This window comes from Tessaracoccus lubricantis (genome assembly GCF_039544535.1).
Taxonomy (GTDB): Bacteria; Actinomycetota; Actinomycetes; order Propionibacteriales; family Propionibacteriaceae; genus Arachnia; species Arachnia lubricantis.
Window position 1 is genome coordinate 39,084 of sequence record NZ_BAABLV010000001.1, and the last position, 19,916, is coordinate 58,999.

General features: G+C 70.1%; 18 protein-coding genes. 12 read left to right on the forward strand and 6 right to left on the reverse strand.

What is annotated here, in order from left to right; all coding sequences use genetic code 11:
- The first annotated feature begins 1 nt into the window (after nt 1).
- Nucleotides 2-1,183 carry a hypothetical protein gene (locus ABEA30_RS00225; RefSeq protein ID WP_345577223.1) on the forward strand — a complete coding sequence of 394 codons (1,182 nt, stop codon included), beginning with the start codon at nt 2-4 and terminating at the stop codon, nt 1,181-1,183.
- Between the two features lie 149 nt (nt 1,184-1,332).
- Entirely contained in the window at nt 1,333-2,322 is a 990-nt protein-coding gene (gene argF / locus ABEA30_RS00230) for an ornithine carbamoyltransferase (RefSeq protein WP_345577226.1), read from the forward strand.
- Between the two features lie 288 nt (nt 2,323-2,610).
- On the opposite strand, the gene ABEA30_RS00235 is transcribed toward argF, so the two are convergent.
- Nucleotides 2,611-5,052 (reverse strand): bifunctional metallophosphatase/5'-nucleotidase, encoded by a 2,442-nt coding sequence (locus ABEA30_RS00235; protein ID WP_345577228.1) that lies wholly within the window; start codon nt 5,050-5,052, stop codon nt 2,611-2,613.
- A 275-nt stretch (nt 5,053-5,327) separates the two neighbouring features.
- Between ABEA30_RS00235 and pdhA the strand changes: the two genes are divergently transcribed.
- The 3 genes from pdhA to ABEA30_RS00250 are packed head-to-tail and all read left to right on the forward strand — an operon-like array spanning nt 5,328 to nt 8,972.
- Nucleotides 5,328-6,464 carry a pyruvate dehydrogenase (acetyl-transferring) E1 component subunit alpha gene (gene pdhA / locus ABEA30_RS00240; RefSeq protein WP_345577231.1) on the forward strand — a complete coding sequence of 379 codons (1,137 nt, stop codon included), beginning with the start codon at nt 5,328-5,330 and terminating at the stop codon, nt 6,462-6,464.
- A gap of 4 nt (nt 6,465-6,468) precedes the next feature.
- Complete coding sequence (locus ABEA30_RS00245; RefSeq protein ID WP_345577234.1) at nt 6,469-7,446, forward strand: alpha-ketoacid dehydrogenase subunit beta; 978 nt, start codon at nt 6,469-6,471, stop codon at nt 7,444-7,446.
- 17 nt (nt 7,447-7,463) lie between these two features.
- On the forward strand, nt 7,464-8,972 hold the full coding sequence (locus ABEA30_RS00250; RefSeq protein WP_345577237.1) for a dihydrolipoamide acetyltransferase family protein: 1,509 nt from the start codon (nt 7,464-7,466) through the stop codon (nt 8,970-8,972).
- 72 nt (nt 8,973-9,044) lie between these two features.
- Here ABEA30_RS00250 and ABEA30_RS00255 read toward each other — a convergent pair whose 3' ends face one another.
- The gene (locus ABEA30_RS00255; RefSeq protein ID WP_345577240.1) at nt 9,045-9,815 is read right to left on the reverse strand and encodes a hypothetical protein; all 771 of its coding nucleotides are present in this window, start codon (nt 9,813-9,815) and stop codon (nt 9,045-9,047) included.
- Between the two features lie 90 nt (nt 9,816-9,905).
- Between ABEA30_RS00255 and alr the strand changes: the two genes are divergently transcribed.
- The gene (gene alr, locus ABEA30_RS00260) at nt 9,906-11,027 is read left to right on the forward strand and encodes an alanine racemase (RefSeq protein ID WP_345577243.1); all 1,122 of its coding nucleotides are present in this window, start codon (nt 9,906-9,908) and stop codon (nt 11,025-11,027) included.
- Nucleotides 11,028-11,031: 4 nt separating this feature from the next.
- Here the strand turns inward: alr and ABEA30_RS00265 are convergent, their stop codons facing one another.
- Nucleotides 11,032-11,712, reverse strand: coding sequence for a hypothetical protein (locus ABEA30_RS00265; protein WP_345577246.1), 681 nt, complete (start codon nt 11,710-11,712; stop codon nt 11,032-11,034).
- A gap of 131 nt (nt 11,713-11,843) precedes the next feature.
- Here ABEA30_RS00265 and aat point away from each other — a divergent pair, with 131 nt between their 5' ends.
- The 4 genes from aat (at nt 11,844) to ABEA30_RS00285 (ending at nt 15,546) form a co-directional block, all read left to right on the forward strand.
- Nucleotides 11,844-12,590 (forward strand): leucyl/phenylalanyl-tRNA--protein transferase, encoded by a 747-nt coding sequence (gene aat, locus ABEA30_RS00270; RefSeq protein ID WP_345577249.1) that lies wholly within the window; start codon nt 11,844-11,846, stop codon nt 12,588-12,590.
- Nucleotides 12,583-13,446 (forward strand): DNA-formamidopyrimidine glycosylase family protein, encoded by an 864-nt coding sequence (locus ABEA30_RS00275; protein WP_345577252.1) that lies wholly within the window; start codon nt 12,583-12,585, stop codon nt 13,444-13,446. The genes aat and ABEA30_RS00275 overlap by 8 nt, the downstream gene beginning before the upstream one ends.
- 7 nt (nt 13,447-13,453) lie before the next feature.
- Nucleotides 13,454-14,638 carry an alpha-amylase family glycosyl hydrolase gene (locus ABEA30_RS00280; RefSeq protein ID WP_345577254.1) on the forward strand — a complete coding sequence of 395 codons (1,185 nt, stop codon included), beginning with the start codon at nt 13,454-13,456 and terminating at the stop codon, nt 14,636-14,638.
- An 89-nt stretch (nt 14,639-14,727) separates the two neighbouring features.
- Complete coding sequence (locus ABEA30_RS00285; protein WP_345577257.1) at nt 14,728-15,546, forward strand: DUF1206 domain-containing protein; 819 nt, start codon at nt 14,728-14,730, stop codon at nt 15,544-15,546.
- Nucleotides 15,547-15,622: 76 nt separating this feature from the next.
- Here the strand turns inward: ABEA30_RS00285 and ABEA30_RS00290 are convergent, their stop codons facing one another.
- From ABEA30_RS00290 to eccB, 3 genes are all read right to left on the reverse strand, one after another.
- Nucleotides 15,623-15,913, reverse strand: coding sequence for a WXG100 family type VII secretion target (locus ABEA30_RS00290; RefSeq protein ID WP_345577260.1), 291 nt, complete (start codon nt 15,911-15,913; stop codon nt 15,623-15,625).
- A gap of 34 nt (nt 15,914-15,947) precedes the next feature.
- On the reverse strand, nt 15,948-16,256 hold the full coding sequence (locus tag ABEA30_RS00295) for a WXG100 family type VII secretion target (RefSeq protein WP_345577263.1): 309 nt from the start codon (nt 16,254-16,256) through the stop codon (nt 15,948-15,950).
- 177 nt (nt 16,257-16,433) lie between these two features.
- Nucleotides 16,434-17,831, reverse strand: a complete 1,398-nt coding sequence (eccB, locus tag ABEA30_RS00300) for a type VII secretion protein EccB (RefSeq protein WP_345577266.1) — start codon at nt 17,829-17,831, stop codon at nt 16,434-16,436.
- 127 nt (nt 17,832-17,958) lie between these two features.
- Here eccB and eccE point away from each other — a divergent pair, with 127 nt between their 5' ends.
- Both eccE and ABEA30_RS00310 read left to right on the forward strand, forming a co-directional pair.
- Nucleotides 17,959-19,131: a type VII secretion protein EccE gene (gene eccE, locus ABEA30_RS00305; protein WP_345577268.1), complete on the forward strand. Its 1,173-nt coding sequence runs from the start codon at nt 17,959-17,961 to the stop codon at nt 19,129-19,131.
- The gene (locus tag ABEA30_RS00310; RefSeq protein ID WP_345577270.1) at nt 19,128-19,790 is read left to right on the forward strand and encodes a hypothetical protein; all 663 of its coding nucleotides are present in this window, start codon (nt 19,128-19,130) and stop codon (nt 19,788-19,790) included. The genes eccE and ABEA30_RS00310 overlap by 4 nt, the downstream gene beginning before the upstream one ends.
- The last annotated feature ends 126 nt before the right edge of the window (nt 19,791-19,916 follow it).

The following is a 19,916-nucleotide window of genomic DNA, read 5'->3' on the forward strand; positions in this document are numbered from 1 at the left end:
CATGCAGCTGTCCGACCTCAAGGACCTCCTCGACGACACCCCCTCCACCACGGCAGTCTCACCCGCAGCGGTAGCCGCCAGGATCGACCGCCGCCGCAACCTGGCCCAGCGCGCGACAGCCGCCGTCGCTGCGGTGGCCCTCGTCGGGTCGGCCGGCGTCGCGCTGGCACTGCGCTCGGGCCCCGACGCGGTGCCCGCAGCGCCCACCGCCAGCACCACCGCCCCGGCCCCGGCCGCCACCGTCACCCAGACCGGCAGCCCAGTGGGCGCGCCGTTGGAGACCTTCTCGGAGTGCACCATCGCCATGCCCGAGTCCTGGCTGCCACTCTTCGAGGTCGGCTCGACCCCGGGGATCACGGCGTGGCTCGAGCAGGAGGGGCAGACCCTCACCTGGCATGGGGACGAGGTCCGGGTCCTCACGGAAACCGCCGACCCCGCCACGCCGGAGCACACCGACGGCCGCCATGCGGCCTGGGTGGGCGACGACGGGCGCGTGATGGTCTGGGATGCCCGCATGCCCGAGGACGCGCCCGTGGCCGTCACCGGCCCGGACTTCTCACCCGTCGACAGCCTCAACTCCTTCCAACTGGACGACGGCGTGCTCTGGCTGAGCCGGACCATCACCCACAGTGACGACTACAAGCGCAGCGGCAACTGGACCGGACGGGTCGAGGCGATCGAACTCGACGGCGACCGCGTGCCCCGCCTCGTGGTGGAGGCCAAGGGGCTCGATGCGGTCGGGCTGTGGGACGGGGCGATCCAGGTGATGATCGACGGGGGTGCCATCACCCTGTACGAGCCCGACGGCACCGTCCGGGACATCCCGCTTCCTGAGGAGCTGCAGACGAGCCGCGTGCTGTCCCACTCGGACACCGCTCTCCTCCTGTACGACAGGAGCGGCACGTCGTCGCTGTACCTCCTCGAAGAGGGCAAGCGGTACGAGATCAACAGCCCCGAGGGCCCGGCCGGCACGGTATCGGGTGACTGGGCCCTGCTGAGCGCCCACGCCCCGGAAGCCCGGCAGACCCTCGTGGACCTGCGCAACAGGGTGCGGGTGAACCTTCCGGACCTCGACCCCTCGGGCAACGCCTACGGGCTGCGCGACGGGGTGCTCTGGGTCGATGTGCAGGGTTTGGCGCATCCCATTGCGGTCGAGGACCTGCCTCCGGTCGGCTGCGGCTGATTATCCCTACCGGAAGTGGGGGGTCGATGTGGATTATCCACATCGGCCACTCTTTCGGCGTAGCGATAAATTCTGGACCCTCGAGAACGCCCCGAGGCGCGGGCATATCCTGAGGGCTTCCATCCGGACATCCCAGCGAAAGGCGACCCATGAGCCTGCTCGGCCGTTCCTTCCTCAAGGAACTCGACTTCACCCCCGACGAGTGGCAGTCGCTGCTCGACCTCTCGGCAGAGCTGAAGACGGCCAGGCGTGAGCGACGCGAGCGGCAGCGGCTCGTGGGCAGGCAGGTGGCGCTGCTCTTCGAGAAGACCTCCACGCGCACGCGGTGTGCTTTCGAGGTCGCGATGGCGGATCAGGGCGGCACCACCACGTACCTCGACCCGTCGGGTTCGCAGATCGGCCACAAGGAGTCGGCCGCCGACACCGCCCGCGTGCTGGGCCGCTGGTACGACGGCATCGAGTACCGCGGATCGGCCCAGGCCACCGTCGAGACGCTCGCAGAGCACGCCGGGGTTCCCGTCTACAACGGCCTGACCGACGACTGGCACCCCACCCAAATGCTCGCCGACCAGCTCACGATGCTCGAACACTCCGGCAAGCCGCTCAGCGAGATCTCGTTCGCGTTCCTCGGCGACGCACGCAACAACGTCGGCAACTCGCTGCTGATCAGTGGCGCGATGATGGGCATGGACGTGCGCATGGTGGCCCCGAAGCAGCAGCAGAACGCCGACGACGTGCTGGCCGAGGCACACCGCCTCGCGGAGACCAGCGGGGCTCGCATCACGGTCACCGACGACACGGACGCCGTCGAGGGCGCCGACTTCCTCTACACGGACGTCTGGGTTTCCCTCGGGGAACCCAAGGAGGTCTGGGCTGAGCGCATCGAACTGCTGCGCGGCTACCAGATCAACGCCCAGCTCATGTCCAAGGCCGGCCCCAACGCGAAGTTCATGCACTGCCTACCGGCCTTCCATGACCTGGACACGACGGTGGGGCAGGACCTGTTCGACCAGTTCGGCCTCGACGGAGTCGAGGTGACCGACGAGGTGTTCGAGTCGCCGGCCAGCGTGGTCTTCGACCAGGCCGAGAACAGGATGCACACCATCAAGGCGGTCCTGGTGGCCACCCTCGCGGGCTGACCCACCGTCGGCGCGACCGCCACGTCGCAGACCGCCGACCACCTCGCAGACCGCCGACCACGTCGCAGACGGCCCGCGGTGTCGCAGACAGAGCACTGTCTGCGACACCAGCGCCGGTCTGCGACGTTGCGGCAGCGTCTGCGACGACGAGCCCCAAGTCTGCGACGTCGAGCCCCAGGTCTGCGACGGCGGGCTCAGCTCTGCGACGGCGGGCCCAGGTCTGCGACGTCCCACCCAACCAACGGGGCCCCGGAGCGTCTGCTCCGGGGCCCCGTGGTCACGCGATGATCACTTGGCGTAATCGCCGAACATCACGATGTTGTTGAACACCCACTCGTTGTTCTGCGAGAAGACGTAGCCGCCCTCAGGCTTGGCGGTGGCCTTGTAGACCGTCACCATCGCGTAGGTGCGGCAGCCGTCGCGACCGGTGGCGGGGGTGGCGCACTCGGTGCGCCACTGGCGACCGTCGGTCTTCGCCGTCCACGAACCCGTGTTGGCCAGCGGGTTGGCGCCCCACTCCGACTTCGTCATGTACGGCAGGTACGTCAGGTTGTTGAACGCCCACCCGGTGGTGCGCACGAACTTGCCGTCCTGGATGGTGATGACGGTGGCCCAGATCTCGGTGCGGCAACGCTCGGTCTGCGAGTACGGCTCGCAGGTGGTGCGCCACTGGCGACCGTTGAGGTTGTGCTCACCGGCCAGGGTGTACGGCGCGGTGCGCTTGTACACGGGCTTGGGCGCGGCCTTCAACTGGACGGTCACGGGCACGTCGATGAGCGTGCCGGACTCCAGCACGACGAACGTCAGCATCTGCTCGCCGGCGGGCACCTCGGTGCCGACGGGGAGCTTGACCGTGATGGTGGCCGCACCGTCGGTGACGGTGGCGGAGCCGAGTTCCACGTCGCCGATGAAGGCCACGATCTCGGAGTTGGCCAGCGCAGGCGACACCGTCAGCACGGTGCCGTCCTTCAGCACGGCGCCCTTGAGCGCCATGTCCAGGGTGCCACCGGCGACGCCGCCCTCGAGCGGCACGCCGAAGGTGAAGGTCAGGCCCGCGCCGCCCTCGGCGAGGACGTTGCCCGACGGCAGCTTGGCGGAGACGCCGCGCTTGGAGTAGTCGGGGGCCAGCGACTCGTGGTCGCCCACCCAGTTCACCCAGGCCTCGAGATCTGCCCAGCCGGTGTCGGCGGTGTTGATGCCCTCGGCGAGCTCCCAGAAGTTGTCGCCGCCGGCGATCAGGAACGAGGCGCCGCCGACGGTGTAGAGCTTGTCCATGTCGATGGGTTCGCCGTTGATGGCGATCGAGGTGATGCGGTCACCCTCGGGGCGTGACTCGTCGTAGGTGTAGGACACGTTGTCCGACAGACCCAGCTGGAGGAACGGCCGCGACGGCACCTCGCCCGCCGCGTTGCGCTGCCACTGCTGTTCCAGCACCGTCTTGAACTGGGCGCCGGTGATCTGCGTGGTGAACAGTGAGTTCGCGAACGGCAGCGTGTTGGCCGCCTCCTTGTAGGTGATGTCACCCGCGTCGAAGGAGGCCCGGGTGCCGCCGGGGTTCTGGATGCCGATGAAGTTGTCGGCGTCTGCGTCGCCGAGCACCTCGAAGAACATCTGCGCCACGAGGTTGTTCATCGGCGACTCCGTGTCACGCACGTCGGCGTTGCCCGCAGGGGTCGAGATGGCCTCCTCGGCGAAGCCGATGACCCGGGTGCCCACCTCGGCGGCCACGGCGTTGGCGGCAGTCACGATCGCGTTGATCGCGACGATCGGTGCGCTCGTGCCGGCCACGTCGGGCAACTTCGGCATCGCCACGGTGGTGCCGCACAGGCCGCCGGTGTCGCTGTCGACCGACAGGTCGAGCCGCGCCAGCGCGGTGCCGTAGGAGGCTGCCTGGATGACCGGTACGCCACCGGTGGTCTCATAGGTGTAGAGCTGGTGGGTGTGGCCGTTGAAGATGGCCGCCACGCGCGGGTCGACGTCGTTGTAGATCGCGTCGAAGGCCTCCGAGTTGGCTGCGTTCTGGGCCGCCGTGAGGGAACCGTTGGCGGCGCCCTCGTGGAACGAGGCGAGCACGATGTCGGCCTCGCCGTTGGCGGCGTTGCCGTCGAGCAGTTCCGCAGTGACGCGGTTGACGGCCGCGACCGGGTCACCGAACTCGATGGTGGCGATGCCGGAGGGGTCCACCAGCGACGGCGTGTCGGCGGTGACGGCGCCCACGACGGCGATGGTCACGCCGCCCTTCTCGAAGGTCTCGTAGGCCTTGAGGGGGGCCGCGACGGTGGTGGTGCCCTTGGTGTAGACGTTGGCGCCGAGGTAGCTGAAGTCGGATCCGGTGGACACCCGGCCGGACAGGTCCGCCCAGCCCTTGTCGAACTCGTGGTTGCCGACGGTGCTCACGTCGAGGCCGATGGCGTTGAGGATGTCGAGCGTCGGCTTGTCGTCGGCGATCATCGACTCGAACAGCGAGGCGCCGATGTTGTCGCCGCTGCTGAGCAGCAGCACGTTGTCCGCACCCAGGTCGGCGCGGGCGTCCTCGACCGGCGTGAACAGCTTCGCTGCTGTGCCGATCCGGCCGTGGAAATCGTTGAAGCCGAACACGCTGACGGTGCTGTTGGCCGCGACACATTCGCTGATGGCCGCGTCGGCTGGGGCGGTGGTGGCGAACGCGAGCCCGCTCGCCACCAGGGCGGTGGCGGCGAACGACGCGGTCGCGCGCTTGATGTTGGTCATGTCTCTCCGATGCTTCTGGGCATTAGATACGACCACCGACCGGTGGTTACCTGACACTCTTGAGCCTAGTCAGGGGCTCGTCAAGCTCGTAACCGGTTGTTAACGTTCACTTCATCGCGCAGTCACCCAAAATCCCCCGCGCACCGGGGATTGTCGGATTTCCACAACAGATCTGGGCCATGTGTGGAGGTGCCCGCTCCCCGGGAACGCCGATTCCGCAAGCTACGCTGGCGTAAGTTACGGTTTCGTAGGTTCAGTTGGCGGAAGGAGGCCGCGTGCGCGGTCAGAGTCACGAGATGGTGCAGTTGCTCACCCCCGACGGGCAACGCATCGACAACGACGACTTCGAATTCACCGGCACCACCGAGGACCTCGTCGGCTACCTGCGCGACATGATCCTCGCCCGCCGCTTCGACGCGGAGGCCACCGCCCTCCAGCGCCACGGCGAGCTCGGCATGTGGCCGCCGCTGCTGGGCCAGGAGGCCGCGCAGGTCGGCTCCGCCCACGCCGTGCGCCCCGCCGACGTCGTGTTCCCCAGCTACCGCGAGCACGCCGTCGCGATGGTGCTGGGCGTACCCCTGACGAACTTCATCGGCCTGTTCCGCGGCATCGACCACGGCAACTGGGGCAACCTCGAGAAGTTCAAGAACTACCAGATCGTCATCGGCTGCCAGACGCTGCAGGCCACCGGCTACGCCATGGGCCTCCAGTTCGACGGCGTGGTGGGCCCCGACGTCGAGGACCCGGCCGCGGTGATCGTCTACCACGGCGACGGCGCCTCCAGCCAGGGCGACGTCAACGAGGCCTACGTGTTCGCGGCCTCGTACAACGCGCCAGTCGTCTTCTTCTGCCAGAACAACCAGTGGGCCATCTCCGAGCCCATCGCGCTGCAGAGCCGCATCCCGCTGTACGAACGCGCCCGTGGCTTCGGCTTCCCGGGCGTCCAGGTCGACGGCAACGACGTCCTCGCCGTCAAGGCCGTCACCGACTGGGCGCTGGACCGGGCCCGGCACGGCGAGGGCCCCACGTTCATCGAGGCGTTCACCTACCGGATGGGCGCCCACACCACCTCCGACGACCCGACGAAGTACCGCACGGGTGCGGAGGAGGAGGAGTGGCGCGGCCGCGACCCGATCTCCCGCCTCACCACCTACCTGCGCAACGAGGGCGCCATCGACGACGCCTGGCAGGCCCGGATGGACGAGGAGGCCCGCCAGCTCGGGGTGGAGGTGCGCGCGAGCATCCCGAAGCTCGAGTCGGTCACCATGGACCGCCTGTTCGAGACCGTCTACGCCGAGCCCTCCGTCGCGCTCGAGGCGCAGCGCCGCGAATACAACGACTACGCGTCGGACGGGGAGGACGAACCCGGTTCCCTGAGCGGCGAGTCCCACGAACCGTCGAAGGGCCGGTGACCCCATGAGTGAGACCCTGACCATGGCCAAGGCCCTCAACCGCGGCCTGCGTCGCGCGCTGCAGGCCGACCCGAAGGTGCTGCTGGCCGGCGAGGACATCGGCAAGCTCGGCGGCGTGTTCCGCATCACCGAGAACCTCCAGGCCGAGTTCGGCGAGAACCGCGTGATCGACTCGCCCCTCGCGGAGTCGGGCATCGTCGGTACCGCCATCGGCCTGGCCATGCGCGGCTACCGGCCCGTCGTCGAGATGCAGTTCGAGGGCTTCGTCTTCCCCGCCTTCTCGCAGATCGTCACGCAGGTCGCCCGGCTGCACACCCGCACCGGCGGGCAGACCCGCATGCCGATGGTGATCCGCATGCCCTACGGCGGCGGCGTGGGCGCCATCGAGCACCACTCCGAATCGCCCGAGGCCTACTTCGCGCACACGCCCGGCCTCAAGGTGGTGACCTGCTCGAACTCCAACGACGCGTACTGGATGATCCAGCAGGCCATCCAGTCCGACGACCCCGTCGTGTTCTTCGAGCCGAAGCGCCGCTACCACACCAAGGGCGAGGTCGACTTCGCCTCGCGCCCGCAGCCCATGCACCAGGCGTCGATCACGCGCTACGGCACCGACGCGACCCTGCTGTGCTACGGCCCCATGGTCAAGACCTGCCTCGACGCGGCCGCCGTGGCCGCCGAGGAGGGCACGTCGCTGGAGGTCGTGGACCTGCGCACGCTGAGCCCCGTCGACTGGGTCACGATCATGTCGTCGGTGCGCCGCACCAAGCGCGCCGTCGTCGTGCACGAGGCCCCGCTGAGCCTGGGGCTGGGCGCCGAGATCGCCGCGCGCCTGCACCAGGACCTGTTCTACGTGATGGAATCGCCCGTACTGCGGGTGACGGGCTACGACACCCCCTACCCGCCGTCGCGGGTGGAGGAGGAGTACCTGCCGTCCGTGGATCGCATCCTCGACGCCGTCGACCAGTCCCTCGCCTTCTGAGCCCCAAAGGAGCACCCATGTTGCGCCAGTACCTGCTTCCCGACCCGGGCGAGGGCCTGCTCGAGGCCGAGGTCGTCGCGTGGCGCGTCGCCGTCGGCGACGTGGTCGAGGTCAACGACGTCCTCGTCGAGATCGAGACGGCCAAGTCGCTCGTCGAACTGCCCTCGCCCTTCGCGGGCACCGTCACGGGGCTGCTCGTGGCCGAGGGCACGATGGTCGACGTCGGCACGCCGATCGTGGAGATCGACGACGGTGTCGCCGCCGAGGCCGAGGAGCCGGCCGACGAGGGCTCGGGCCCCAACCTGGTGGGCTACGGCGCCTCCGACACGCCGTCGACGCGGCGCCGCCGTCGTCACCAGAGCAGCCCGGCCGAGGCCAGCCACACCAGCGAGGCGCTGTTCGCCGCGTACGAGCCCCACGAGCCGGGCCGCCGCCCCGACGAGGTGCACCCCGCCGAACCGGTCCACGCCGAGGCCACGGGTGACCCGTTGCCGACGCCGGGCACGGCGCCGTCGGAGTCGACGCTGGTGCTCGCCTCCGACGCAGGCGACTCCAAGGCCAAGCCGCCCGTGCGCAAGTACGCCAAGGACCTCGGGGTCGACCTGAGCACCGTCGTCGGCACCGGTCCCGACGGCACCATCACCAGGCGCGACGTCGAGGCCGCGGCCGCGTTCCGCCTGCTCGACGACCAGCCCAGGCAGGGCCGCATCCTCAACGACCAGGCCTCCTTCCAGGGCACCGGTGAGCAGCAGGGCGCCTTCGGCGCGGGCTTCGGCCCGACGGAGGGCCTGGGCGGCTTCGACCCCTTCGAGGGGCGCGCGGAGCGCCGGGTGCCGATCAAGGGCGTCCGGAAGGTCACGGCCGACAACATGGTGCGCTCGGTCAGCACGAAGGTGCACGTGACCGAGTGGATCACCGTCGACGTCACCGGCACGATGGAGTTCGTCGAGACGCTGAAGAACCGCCGCGAGTTCACCGGGCTGAGGGTGTCGCCGCTGCTGGTCTACGCCAAGGCCATCTGCCTGGCGCTGGGCCGCAACCCCGACCTCAACACCAGCTGGGACGAGGACGCGCAGGAGATCGTCTACCACGCCGACGTGAACCTGGGCATCGCCGCCGCCACCCCGCGCGGGCTGATGGTGCCCAACATCAAGGGCGCGCAGCGGTTGAGCCTGCTGCAGCTGTGCCAGGCGGTCAACCAGCTGGTGCAGGTGTCGCGCGAGGGCAAGCTGCAGCCGCGCGACTACTCGCAGGGCACGTTCACGATCACCAACGTGGGTGTCTTCGGCATCGACGCCGGCACGCCCATCATCAACGGCGACGAATCGGCGATCTTCTGCATGGGTTCGATCCAGCGCCGCCCCTGGGTGGTGGGCGAGGGCGCCGACGAGCGCGTCGAGCCCCGCTGGGTCACCACGCTGGCAGTGGCGTTCGACCACCGGATCATCGACGGCGAGCAGGGCTCACGCTTCCTGCACGACGTGGCCTCGATCCTGGCCGAGCCGGCACTGGCGCTGCTCTACTGACCGGCTGCGACACCGACGGCACGCGAAAGGGGCGGAAGCACTGCGCTTCCGCCCCTTTTCGCGTGGCCGGGTTCAGACCGACGTGGTGTCGTCTGCGTCTGCCTTGGTGGAGTCGGGCTTGTTGAGCAGGCCGACGGCCGCCACGCCCACCTCGAGGACGGCGCGCAGCAGCATGACGGCGAACAGCGCGAGGCCGCCCTCACCGATCAGCGCGAAGAAGAAGTCCAGCGGGAACTCGAAGACGTAGGTCAGCGCGGCGATGACCTCGAACAGCCACCACACGCCGATGCCGATGGTGCCGACGAGGAAGATGGTGCCGGCGGTGCCGGGCAGCGAGCCGCTCTTGAACCCGAAGTCGAACGGGCTGGGCTTCTTCGCCACCGGCACGGGACTGCCGCCCTGCCACGGCCCGGCGTAGCCGCCGCCCGCCGGGAACTGGCCGGGGCCCTGCGGCGCGGCCTGCTGTCCCTGCCACTGTTGCTGCTCCCAGGCCTGCTGCGCCTGCTGGTCCCAGTTCTGCTGCTGCGGCTGGTTCCAGCCCTGCTGGTTCCAGTCCTGGGCCGACTGCTGCGGCTGCGCCTGGTGCCAATCCCCGGCGCTGGGCTGCGGGTGGGCCTGCTGCCAGTCGTTGGCGGCCGGCTGCTGCGGCGCCTGCTGCCAGTCCTGCGCGGCCGCCGGCTGCTGCGGCTGCCCCCATTCGCTGGCGGAGGTCTGGCCCTGCTGCGTCCAGTCGGCCTGCTGGCCCCAGTCGTGCTGGGTGGTGGGCTGCTCGTGTGCGCCGCCCTCCGGCTGCTGCGGCGGCCACTGCTCGCCCTGGCCGGTGTTCCACTGTTGGTTAGACATGCCTGAAGTCTGCCACGGTGGCGGACCAGCGCGATGGACATCACCGGTGCGCGTACCCACCGCGCGTGCGGGTGCGCAATAGTTGGGGGCATGGCGTCTCCCACCACGTTCCGGGTCGACCTCGACGCGATCCACGCAAACCTCGCCACCGTGCGCAGCCTCAGCGGCGGCCGCGCGGTGCTGGCGGCGGTCAAGGCGAACGCCTACGGCCACGGGCTGGTGCCGGTGGCGCGCAGCATCCAGGAGCGGCGCTCCGCCGAGTGGCTGGGCGTGGCCCTGACGGCCGAGGCCGAGGAACTGCGCGCCGGCGGCGTGACCCTGCCCCTCCTGAAGTTCACCCCAACGTTCCCCGACGAACTGCCCGCTGCGCTGCACGCCGGCGTCACGCTCTCCGTCGGCGCGGCCGACGCCGTCGACGAGGCCGCCGCCGCCGCGCGCGCCGCCGGCACGGTGGCCGACGTGCACCTGAAGGTCGACACCGGCATGCGCAGGGTAGGCGCCGAGCCGGCCGACGCCGTCGACCTCGCCCGCCGCATCGCCGACTCGGGCAGCCTCAGGCTGGGCGGCGTCTTCACGCACCTGCCCGTCAGCGACGTCTCCTCCGGCGAGGAGTTCACCCGCGCCGAGTTGGCACTCTTCGACGACGTGGTCGCCCGCATCGAGGATGCCGTCGGCCCCGTCGAATGGGTGCACGCCGCCAACTCCGGCGCGGTGCTGGGCCACGACCTGGGCCGCACCACGATGGTGCGCCCGGGCATCATGGTCTACGGGTCCTACCCCGACGCCGAGACCCCGCCCACGCGCCCGCTGCGCGACGTCGGCACCTGGGTGGCGCGCGTCAACTTCGTCAAGCGCGTCGCCGCCGGGGAGACGGTCGGCTACGGCCGCTCGTGGACGGCGCCGCGCGACACGTGGATCGCCACCGTCGCCGTCGGGTACGGCGACGGCTACTCGAGGCTGCTGTCCTCACGCGGCCGGATGCTGGTCGACGGCCGCTCCTACCCCGTCGTGGGGCGCGTGTGCATGGACCAGACGATGATCGACCTCGGCCCCGAGGACCCGTCGGTGAGGGTCGGCGACGAGGCCGTGCTGATGGGCACCTCCGGCGCCGAGCGGATCGGCGTCGAGGAGCTGGCCGAGCTGATGGGCACGATCACCTACGAGGTGACCTGCCTCATCACCGCCCGGGTGCCCAGGGAGTACTTCGGCTAAGTTCCTACGCCGTGTCCACGGCCCCGCTGCTGCGACGCGGGCGACGGCTCGGCAGGGAATCGAGCGCGTGCATCGCGATGGTGCGGGTCGACCAGCCGTCGACGGCGGCACCCACGCCACCGCCCACGAACGGGATGCGCTTGCCCACCCAGACGCCCAGGCGCTTGCCGGTCACCTGGTTCATGGCCCGGTCCAGCAGCGCGCGGGAGACCTGCCCGTCGAGCTTCGCGTCGAACACCGGAGCGGTGGCGACAGTGGCGGGAGACGACGGGATGAGGCCCTTCTTCAGCAGGTCGGCGTTGCCGCCGGGGCCGAGCATCACCATCAGGATCGCGGTGCGCACCCGCGGGTCGTCGAGCTCGTAGCCGCGCAGGTGCGCGATGCCCGCCACCAGCCGCGCCTGCAGGAACGAGGCAGCGGCGATGTTGGCGGGAATGGTGAGCAGCGAGACGAAGAAGCCGCCCCAGTTGGTGGCGAAGCCCTGGCCGCTGGCCATGGCGATGTGGCTGGTCACGAGGCTGCGGATGGCCGCCTCGGCGTCGCCGTGGCGCAGCAGCGACTGCTTGGCGGAATGCTTGGCGCCGGGGAGCTTGCCCTTGCCCTTGATGGCCAGGTCGAGGAGTTGGTGGAAACCATCTGCGGTCAGGCCCTCGGCCACTGCGACGGCATCGCTGGGTTGCATCATGGAGGCCTCCTTACCCCATCAGCTTGCCACGCGCCCCGGACGGGGTCGAGGGCCCGCCAGTGGGATCAGGGTCGAACCCGGGGTGCACCGGAGGGGTCCACTTGTGGGCCGCCACCTGCAAGACTGGAGGGATGTTGGGCGTGACGTTCGGCCGGCCGGACCAGTGGCCGAGCCAGGATCTCATCGGGTGGTCCGAGGAGTTCAGCCCTGCCCTGGCGCTGGAGGGGTACCGCTGCGGGGTCTTCCCCATGCCGCTGGACCCCGATGACGAGGAGATGGGCTGGTGGTCGCCCATGCGCCGCGGAATCCTGCCCGTCGAGGGCCTGCACGTCACGCGCTCGCTGCGGAAGAACGCCAAGCGCTACACCACCACGGTGGATTCGGATCCCGACGGCGTGCTCGCCCGCTGCGCGGACCCGTCGCGGCCGCACGGTTGGATCGACCAGCGCATCATCGCCGCGTACCGCCAGCTGTTCGACGCCGGCTGGATGCACACCGTCGAGGTCTGGGACGACGAGGGCGTCCTCGTCGGAGGCCTGTACGGGGTGCACCTGGGCGGCATGTTCGCGGGGGAGTCGATGTTCCACGACCCCGAGCGGGGCCGCGACGCGTCGAAGGTGGCGCTGGTCAGGCTGATCACGCAACTGCGCCAGGTCGGCGTCGGGCTGCTCGACGTCCAGTGGCTCACCGAACACCTCGGCTCGCTGGGCGCCTACGAGGTCCCGCGCGGGGAGTACCTGCGCAAGCTCGAGCCGGCCATGGCGTACCCAGACCTCGAATGGACCGACCTCGGCCCCCTGACCGGCGAGGGCCTGCTGCGCAGGTTCGACGACGGCTCCCGGGCCACACTGCAACTGAGAGGGGAGCGCCGTGCCTGAACTACCCGAAGTCGCGGCCCTGGCCGCCGCGCTCGACGAGAAGCTGCGTGAGCGCATCATCGCGGAGGGGCATCTGGTGAGCTTCTCCGCGCTCAAGACCTTCAAGGTGGGGCTCGACGCCATGGCGGGGCTGGAGGTCTCCTCCGTCACCCGGCACGGCAAGTTCGTCGACATCGACGCCCAGGGCGTGCACCTCATCTTCCACCTCGCCCGCGCAGGCTGGGTGACGTGGCACGACGTCGCCCCCACCGTGCCGGCCCGCCGCGGCAAGTCGGGCCTCGCGCTGCGGATGGTGCTCGACGACGGGTCGGGCTTCAGCATCACCGAGGCCGGCACCCAGAAGGGCCTGGCGATCTACGTCGTGGAGGACCCGGCTGAGGTGCCCGGCATCGCGGCACTGGGCCCAGACCCGCTCGCGCCCGACTGCACCGCTGACGACTTCCGGGCCATCCTGTCGCGAGCCGGCCGCTCGCAGTTGAAGGGCGTCCTGCGCGACCAGAAGGTGCTGGCCGGCATCGGCAACGCGTACTCCGACGAGATCCTCCACGCCGCGAAGCTGAGCCCCTTCAAGGCGGCGAACTCGCTGACGCCGGGGGAGGCCGACGACCTCTTCGGCCACGTCCGCGGCGTGCTGGGAGACGCGCTCGCCTTGGCCGTGGGCACCCCCATCGAGGAGCTCAAGGACGCCAAGCGCGCCCACATGCGTGTGCACGGCCGCACCGGCGAGGCGTGCGACGTCTGCGGCAGCACCATCGCGGAGGTGTCGTTCGCGGACTCGTCCCTCCAGTACTGCCCGGGCTGCCAGACCGGCGGCAAACCCTTGGCCGACCGACGCATGTCGCGGTTGTTGAAGTAGGAGCCCAATGCTCGAACACGCCATCTGGTGGCACATCTATCCCCTCGGCGCCACCGGCGCCCCCATCCGCACCGAGCACGGGGCGCCCGAGTCCAGGCTCCGCAAGCTCGACGCGTGGCTCGACTACGCCGTCGAGCTCGGCTGCAACGGCCTGCTCCTCGGCCCCGTCTTCGCGTCGGCCTCCCACGGGTACGACACGCTGGACCACTACCGCATCGACAGCCGTCTGGGCACTGACTCAGACTTCGATCACCTCGTCGCCCAAGCAGGGGCGCGCGGCCTGCACGTCGTGCTCGACGGCGTGTTCAACCACGTGGCGCGCGGGCACCACCTCGTGACGGAGCGGCCGGAGCTGGTGAAGTGGGACGGGGACCGGCCACGGGGGTGGGAGGGGCACGACGCGTTGGTCGAGCTCGACCACGCCAACCCCGACGTGCTGGACCTCGTCGTCGACGTCATGCGGCACTGGCTGCGGCGGGGCATCGCCGGCTGGCGCCTCGACGTCGCCTACGCGGTGCCCACGTCGTTCTGGCGGGAGGCAGCGGACCGGGTGCGGGCCGAGTTCCCGGAGGCCCTGTTCCTGGGCGAGGTGATCCACGGCGACTACCTCGGCTTCGTCACCGACTCCACGCTCACCACGGTCACCCAGTACGAGCTGTGGAAGGCCATCTGGAGCTCGCTGACCGACGTCAACGGTTGGGAGCTCGCGCACGCCATCGAGCGGCACACGGTGTTCGCGGAGCGGTTCATCCCCAACACGTTCCTCGGCAACCACGACGTCACCCGGATCGCCACCCGCGTCCCGAAGGCCACGACGGTGGTGCCGTACCTGCTCATGACGCTGCCCGGCGCGCCCAGCATCTACTACGGCGATGAACAGGGTTTCACCGGCACCAAGACCGAGACCTGGCACGGCGACGACGAGGTCCGGCCGCCGCTGCCCGCCACCCCGTCGGACCTGTCCCCGCTGGGCGCGCACGTGCTGCACCACTACCGCTCCGCGGTGGCGCTGCGCCGCCGCCACCCCTGGCTGGCCACCGCGACCGCCGAGGTGCTGCACAAGTCCAACGAGCACCTCACCTTCCGCGTGCACGACGGCGGCCGCGCGCTCACCGTCGACCTCGACCTGGCCACGCCCGGCGTCCGGATCACCGGAGAGGGCGAACACCTCCACATCGTCGCCCACGCTTAGCCAGCCAGGGTCGTTGGATCGAAGTGGGAGACCGACCAACTCCTACGCCTCCGGCCTCGATGACGAGGGCCGCGCCCTACGATGGCGGGATGGGCAAGCGTGACACGGCGGAACGGACCGCCAAGAAGGTCGAGCAGCATCCCGCCGCCGTGCTGGCGGCCTCCGTCGGCCACGTCGTCAACGGCACCGTGCACATCATCATCGGCCTGATCGCCATCGGCATCGCGCTCGGCGCGGGCGGCTCCGCCGACCAGAGCGGGGCGATGCGCGCCATCGACTCCACGCTGCCCGGGTCGATCGCGCTGTGGGTGGCAGGCATCGCGATGTTCGCCTTGGCGCTGTACTCGTTCGCGACCGCCATCACCGACGTGCGTAGCGACACCTGGGATGCGGTCAGGGGTGTCGGTCGCGGCATCGCCTACCTGGCCGTCGGCTCCGTCGCGCTGGTCTACGCCACCGGCGGAACCTCGGACGGCGAGCAGTCCACCGAGACGTTCAGCGCCACGCTGATGCAGTCGACGTGGGGCTCATGGCTGCTGGCCGTCATCGGCCTGGTGATCCTCGCCATCGGCGTGGGCATGTTCGTCAAGGGCGTGCGCAAGAAGTTCCTCGACGACGTCGACGTGTCCGGCACGTTCCGTCGCGTCTTCGTCGTGCTGGGGATGACGGGCTACATGGCGAAGGGGGTCGCCATCGCCATCGTGGGCGTGCTGTTCGTGCTCGCCGTCATCAACCGCGACCCGGACGAGGCCGGTGGGCTCGACGGCGCCCTGAAGAAGCTGACGGAGTTGCCCTACGGCAGCGCCATCCTCTTCGTGGTGGCCGCGGGCGTGATCGCGTACGGCTTCTTCTGCTTCGCGAGAGCCCGCACCACGGCCAGGAAACGCGACCGCATCCCGAGTTCCTGAGGGAATCGCCCCGGGTCCGCAGGGCATGAAGAAAGGGGCCCGGCGAGAGCCGGGCCCCTTCCCTTACGGCGTCGGGTCAGCCCCAGATGCCGGCGTTCTTCTTCTCAGTGGCGTTGTAGCCGTCGGCGATGTTGCCGAGGAGCACGGGCATGCGCTGCACGATGTCCTGCTGGCGCTTGGCCGACTGGTCCCACTGGATCTGCACTTCCTGGTAGGAGTTGCGGGCGTTGTCATCCCACTGACCCAGCGAGGACGACAGCTCGCCCTTCAGGTCCTCGAGGAGGCTGGTGAGTTCGCGGTGCGCTGCCGAGAGGTTGGCGATGCCTTCCTGGAGGCCGGCAACGGAGTAGATGGTCGAGTCGCTCATGAATTCTCTCCTGGTCTGTTCTCGTCAGCGGCCGTCAGCCGATGAGGCCGGCGATCTGGTTGGCGGTTGCCTGGTTCTCTTCCTCACGCACGCCGTACTCACGGAGGGTCTCGACCAGCTGGCCGTGGATCTTGTCGAGGCCGGCCTTGACCTTCTCGAACTCCGTGTCGAACTGGCGGTAACCGTTCTGGAAGGCGGTCGACGCATTGCCGTGCCAGCGCGAGGCGAGATCGCCCATCTGGCCCTGCAGGCGGGTCTGCAGGTTGTGGATCTGCTGGTGCTTCGCCTCAATCTGCTGCGTCGCCTTCTGCATGGCAGCGCGGTCTACGGACTTGTCGCTCATGTTTCATTCCCTTCGACGTCGAGCCACTGTGGCCCTTGTAGAGCCACTCAGGTGCGTTCCCCGTGGCTGCGGTGGTGTCTGCAGAAACACTATGCGGCCCGTGGGGTCACTTGCCGCGCTGCCCGCCACAATCAAGTAGGGATACCTATGTGGCCTGGGCCGGGGGTACGGGCCGCATCATTGCGCGGGCCCAACGTGGTCGCGGCCCAGCGCCACGCCGCTCGGCAGGCCTGAGCGGATGAGGTTCAGCAGGCCGCCCGTGACGGGCATCGCCGTGACGTCGCCGTAGCCGAGCGCCTGGCGGGCGGCCGCCGTCGGGATGCCGTAGCCGCGGCCGTTGAGCAGGAGGGTGGCCGCCGCGTCGTCCGTGCCGGCCTCGGCGTTGCGCAGCAGTGCGCCCTTCAGTGGGGGCAACTCGATGTGGTCGATGTACTTGCCGGTGGGCGCGCCCAGCTGCCGCTGGTCCAGCGACGGCGTCGTCTGGCCCATCGACACCGCCACGCGATCGGGGTTCTCGGCCGTGAACGTGGCGCACACGGAGGCGTCGCGGCCGCTCTCGTAGCCCGGCGGCGGCTTCGGCTGGTACATGGGGATGTCGAGTTCGGTGACCGACTCGAGGTCCTCGATCAGGTAGCGCGACAGGTCCCGCTCCGAGATGGCGCCCACCTCCTGGGTGAAGTCCTTGTCGTGCTCGTGGAACAGCAGCTTCGCCTCCAGGTACGAGATCGCGGCGAGGCCATCTGCCAGCTGGATGAAGTAGCGCACCGGGTTGCTGCCGGTGACCGCCACCACGTCGCCGATCGTGCGGCCCTGGTAGGCGTTGACCGGGGTGTCGCCGTAGCCGGTGATCTGCGGCGGGTTGATGGGCGCGCCCATGGGCAGGGCGTAGATCCACGAGTTGCCGGGCTCCACCTCCGGTACGTCGAACGAGACGGTGGTGGCGCTGCCGCGGGCGCTGTAGAGCTCGTGGGACTGGCCGCCGGAGATCAGGTAGCGGGTGCCGTCGCTGGCCTTGGCGATGAAGCTGTGGTCCATGCTCGACGGTTCGGTGGCTCCGAACTGCAGCGTCAGGTAGCGGCCCCGGCCCATGGGCTCGGTCGAGCAGAGGCGCAGCGGGAACGAGGCCAGGTCCTTCGCGGCGGGCAGTTGCGGCGGCGCGCCGGGGATGCCGTGGCGGGCCTGCATCTCGGTGCCGACGAGCGCCTCGGTCTTCACGTCGATGACCCGCGGCGGGCCGGCCGGGTCGTCGCCGGCGGCCAACAGGCGGGCGCTGGCCACGTCGGTCACGGGGATCACGAGCTTGTTGGTGTGGGCGAACAGCTGACCGGACTGCACGTCGTTGAGGATGACGTTGTCCTGGTCCTTCCACGAGTCGTTGCTCACGCCGCCGCGCAGCATGCCGATCAGGGCGGTGCCGGCGAGGAGGACGACCCCGAGCAGGACCGAGACGAACGTCGCGGTGCCGACGCGGCGCAGGGGCGGCGTCGGGTCGTCCGGGTCGCGGTCGACGAACGCCGCGATCATGCGGCGCGAGGTGAAGGCATGAGCCTTCAGGAGGTCCTTGCGAGTCGCCATCAATGTCCTGGAGTGTCCGGCCGGGGGTCGGGGGCAACTGTAGCCGCCCCGGGTGGCACGCAGGCGTTCCCACAGGCGGCCGCGTGGACCAGCCCAAGCCCTAGAGTTGGCGGCTGGAGGAGGTCAGATGCTGCGAAGGACCAACGGGTACGCCCTGCAACGCCGTGCCCGCTCGACGCGTTACCTGCCCGTCGTCGTGGCCTGGCAGGTCGTGCTCGTGGCCGTGGCGCTCCTGGTGCTGCAGCGCGAGGCCTGGGCCTACGTCGTCGCGGGCGTCGTGCTACTGGTCGCGATCCTGCTGAGCCTCCCGGTCAACGGCCGCACCATCCCCGCCACGCTGCGCTTGCGGTCGGCGTTCCGGGGCCGTGCCCGACGGTGGGTCGAGCACCCGGACCACGCGTCTGAGCTCGTGCCGCTGGCGCAGTGGGTGCCCGACCTCGAACTCACCCAGATCAAGGACGCCCACGACGGCGACATCGGCGTCACCGCCGACGGCACGTCCTGGTCAGGCATCCTCGAGGTCACGGCAGACCACACCCTTTTCACCGACCGCGGCGCGGAACTCGACCTCGAGGCCCTCGGTGGCCTCACCCGGCAGGACGACGTGACGTTCGCCGGCGTGCAGGTGGTCACGCTGACGGTGCCCGCGCCGTCGGGGGCGATGCTGCCGGCCAGCTCACCCGCTCTCGACGCCTACCGCGAGATCATCACCGAGACGCCACCGCCCGCGCTGCGGCGCACCTGGGTGGCGCTGCGCCTCGACCCCCGGCTGTGCCTTGAGGCCGTCGGCCGCCGGGGTGACGGCCAGACCGGCGTGTTCGCCACGCTGCGCTTCGGCCTGCACCGGGCCCAGGCGCTGCTGAAGCGACACGGCATGGTCACCGCGCCACTGGATCCGCACGAGATCTCCGACGTGCTGGCGTTGACCACCGGCGCCTCGCCCGAGGCGGCGGAGCCGCGCAGCCGCGAGGAATGGTCGGCGTGGTTCGGCGACGGGATGGTGCACGAGACCCGGTCGGTGCGCCGCTTCGGTTCCTCGCCCAGCGCGGCCTACCAGCGGATGCTCGACGTGGCCGCGCGCACGCCGGCCATGATGGCCGTGACGTCGTTCACGGTCAGCCCCGGCCGCCCGCCGGAGGGCGCCATCAGGCTGATGTCGGCCGGCGTGGAGCAGGCCATGGCCGCCGACGACTTCGTGGTGGGCAAACTCGACGGAGTGGTGAAGCTCGGCCCGCTCGGCGGCACGCAGGTGCCCGGCCTGCTGGCCACTGTGCCCCTCGGAAGGCGGATCGAGCAGTGACCGAGATCACGTTCCAGGCGTTGGCGCCGGAGAAGGCCATCGAGCAGGACCTGCCCCGGATGTCGACGGGGCCCTCGGGCCTGCTGCTCGGCACCGGCCCCGGCGGCCCCGTGACGATGCGCCTGTTCCGGGCGGAGCCCACGCGGCTCTACCTCGCGGTGCCCGAGTACCTCACCTGGCTCGTGGCGTTCCGCGCGATGTGCCTGAGCGCGCACCTCTCCGTCGTTGCGGAGGACCACCGTCGTTGGCTGGTGCTGGCAGACACGGTCCGCGCCTGCGGCGGCACGATCGACATCCTCAAGACGCCCGAGAACCTGCCCGGCCAGGGCCGCCCGTTCCGCCCCAGCCTGATCATCGACGAGACCGGCGCCGTCGGCACCACCGCCCGGCTGGGTGCCTGGCAGGCGGTCGCGATCGTGGGCGACCCGTCGTCGCCCAAGGCCATCGGGGACCTGCGGGTGTGCGAGATGGCGATGGTGTCGCCGCTCGGGCCGAAGTCGGGCGAGAACCTCCGCCGCGCCTACGCGTTGCAGTCGGGCCAGGTGAAGGCCGTGACGGACCTGGGCGAGTCCGAGGTCGTGCTCGCGTCGGTGCGCCGCGTCGTGAAGGTCCGCGTCCCACCGTCGCCCACTGAGTACCGCCTGCTCTTCGGCGGCTGACGGCCCTTCGACCGGCCGCAGGCGGCCGGCTCAGGGAACGACTCCGGGCGGCCGGCTCAGCCTTGATCCACCGGTGGTGGTGGGGTGTTTGTGTGCGGCGTTACAGGCGAAATGCCTTCTGGCTTG

Bases quoted from the DNA above. Each gene is read 5' to 3' on its own strand.
- ABEA30_RS00235 (WP_345577228.1), bottom strand. From the start codon at position 5,052: ATGACCAACATCAAGCGCGCGACCGCGTCGTTCGCCGCCACCGCCCTG.
- ABEA30_RS00295 (WP_345577263.1), bottom strand. From the start codon at position 16,256: ATGAGCGACAAGTCCGTAGACCGCGCTGCCATGCAGAAGGCGACGCAG.
- ABEA30_RS00280 (WP_345577254.1), top strand. From the start codon at position 13,454: ATGCTCGAACACGCCATCTGGTGGCACATCTATCCCCTCGGCGCCACC.
- ABEA30_RS00265 (WP_345577246.1), bottom strand. From the start codon at position 11,712: ATGATGCAACCCAGCGATGCCGTCGCAGTGGCCGAGGGCCTGACCGCA.
- eccE (WP_345577268.1), top strand. From the start codon at position 17,959: ATGCTGCGAAGGACCAACGGGTACGCCCTGCAACGCCGTGCCCGCTCG.
- ABEA30_RS00245 (WP_345577234.1), top strand. From the start codon at position 6,469: ATGAGTGAGACCCTGACCATGGCCAAGGCCCTCAACCGCGGCCTGCGT.
- ABEA30_RS00285 (WP_345577257.1), top strand. From the start codon at position 14,728: ATGGGCAAGCGTGACACGGCGGAACGGACCGCCAAGAAGGTCGAGCAG.
- argF (WP_345577226.1), top strand. From the start codon at position 1,333: ATGAGCCTGCTCGGCCGTTCCTTCCTCAAGGAACTCGACTTCACCCCC.
- ABEA30_RS00250 (WP_345577237.1), top strand. From the start codon at position 7,464: ATGTTGCGCCAGTACCTGCTTCCCGACCCGGGCGAGGGCCTGCTCGAG.
- ABEA30_RS00255 (WP_345577240.1), bottom strand. From the start codon at position 9,815: ATGTCTAACCAACAGTGGAACACCGGCCAGGGCGAGCAGTGGCCGCCG.
- alr (WP_345577243.1), top strand. From the start codon at position 9,906: ATGGCGTCTCCCACCACGTTCCGGGTCGACCTCGACGCGATCCACGCA.
- ABEA30_RS00290 (WP_345577260.1), bottom strand. From the start codon at position 15,913: ATGAGCGACTCGACCATCTACTCCGTTGCCGGCCTCCAGGAAGGCATC.
- ABEA30_RS00225 (WP_345577223.1), top strand. From the start codon at position 2: ATGCAGCTGTCCGACCTCAAGGACCTCCTCGACGACACCCCCTCCACC.
- aat (WP_345577249.1), top strand. From the start codon at position 11,844: ATGTTGGGCGTGACGTTCGGCCGGCCGGACCAGTGGCCGAGCCAGGAT.
- eccB (WP_345577266.1), bottom strand. From the start codon at position 17,831: ATGGCGACTCGCAAGGACCTCCTGAAGGCTCATGCCTTCACCTCGCGC.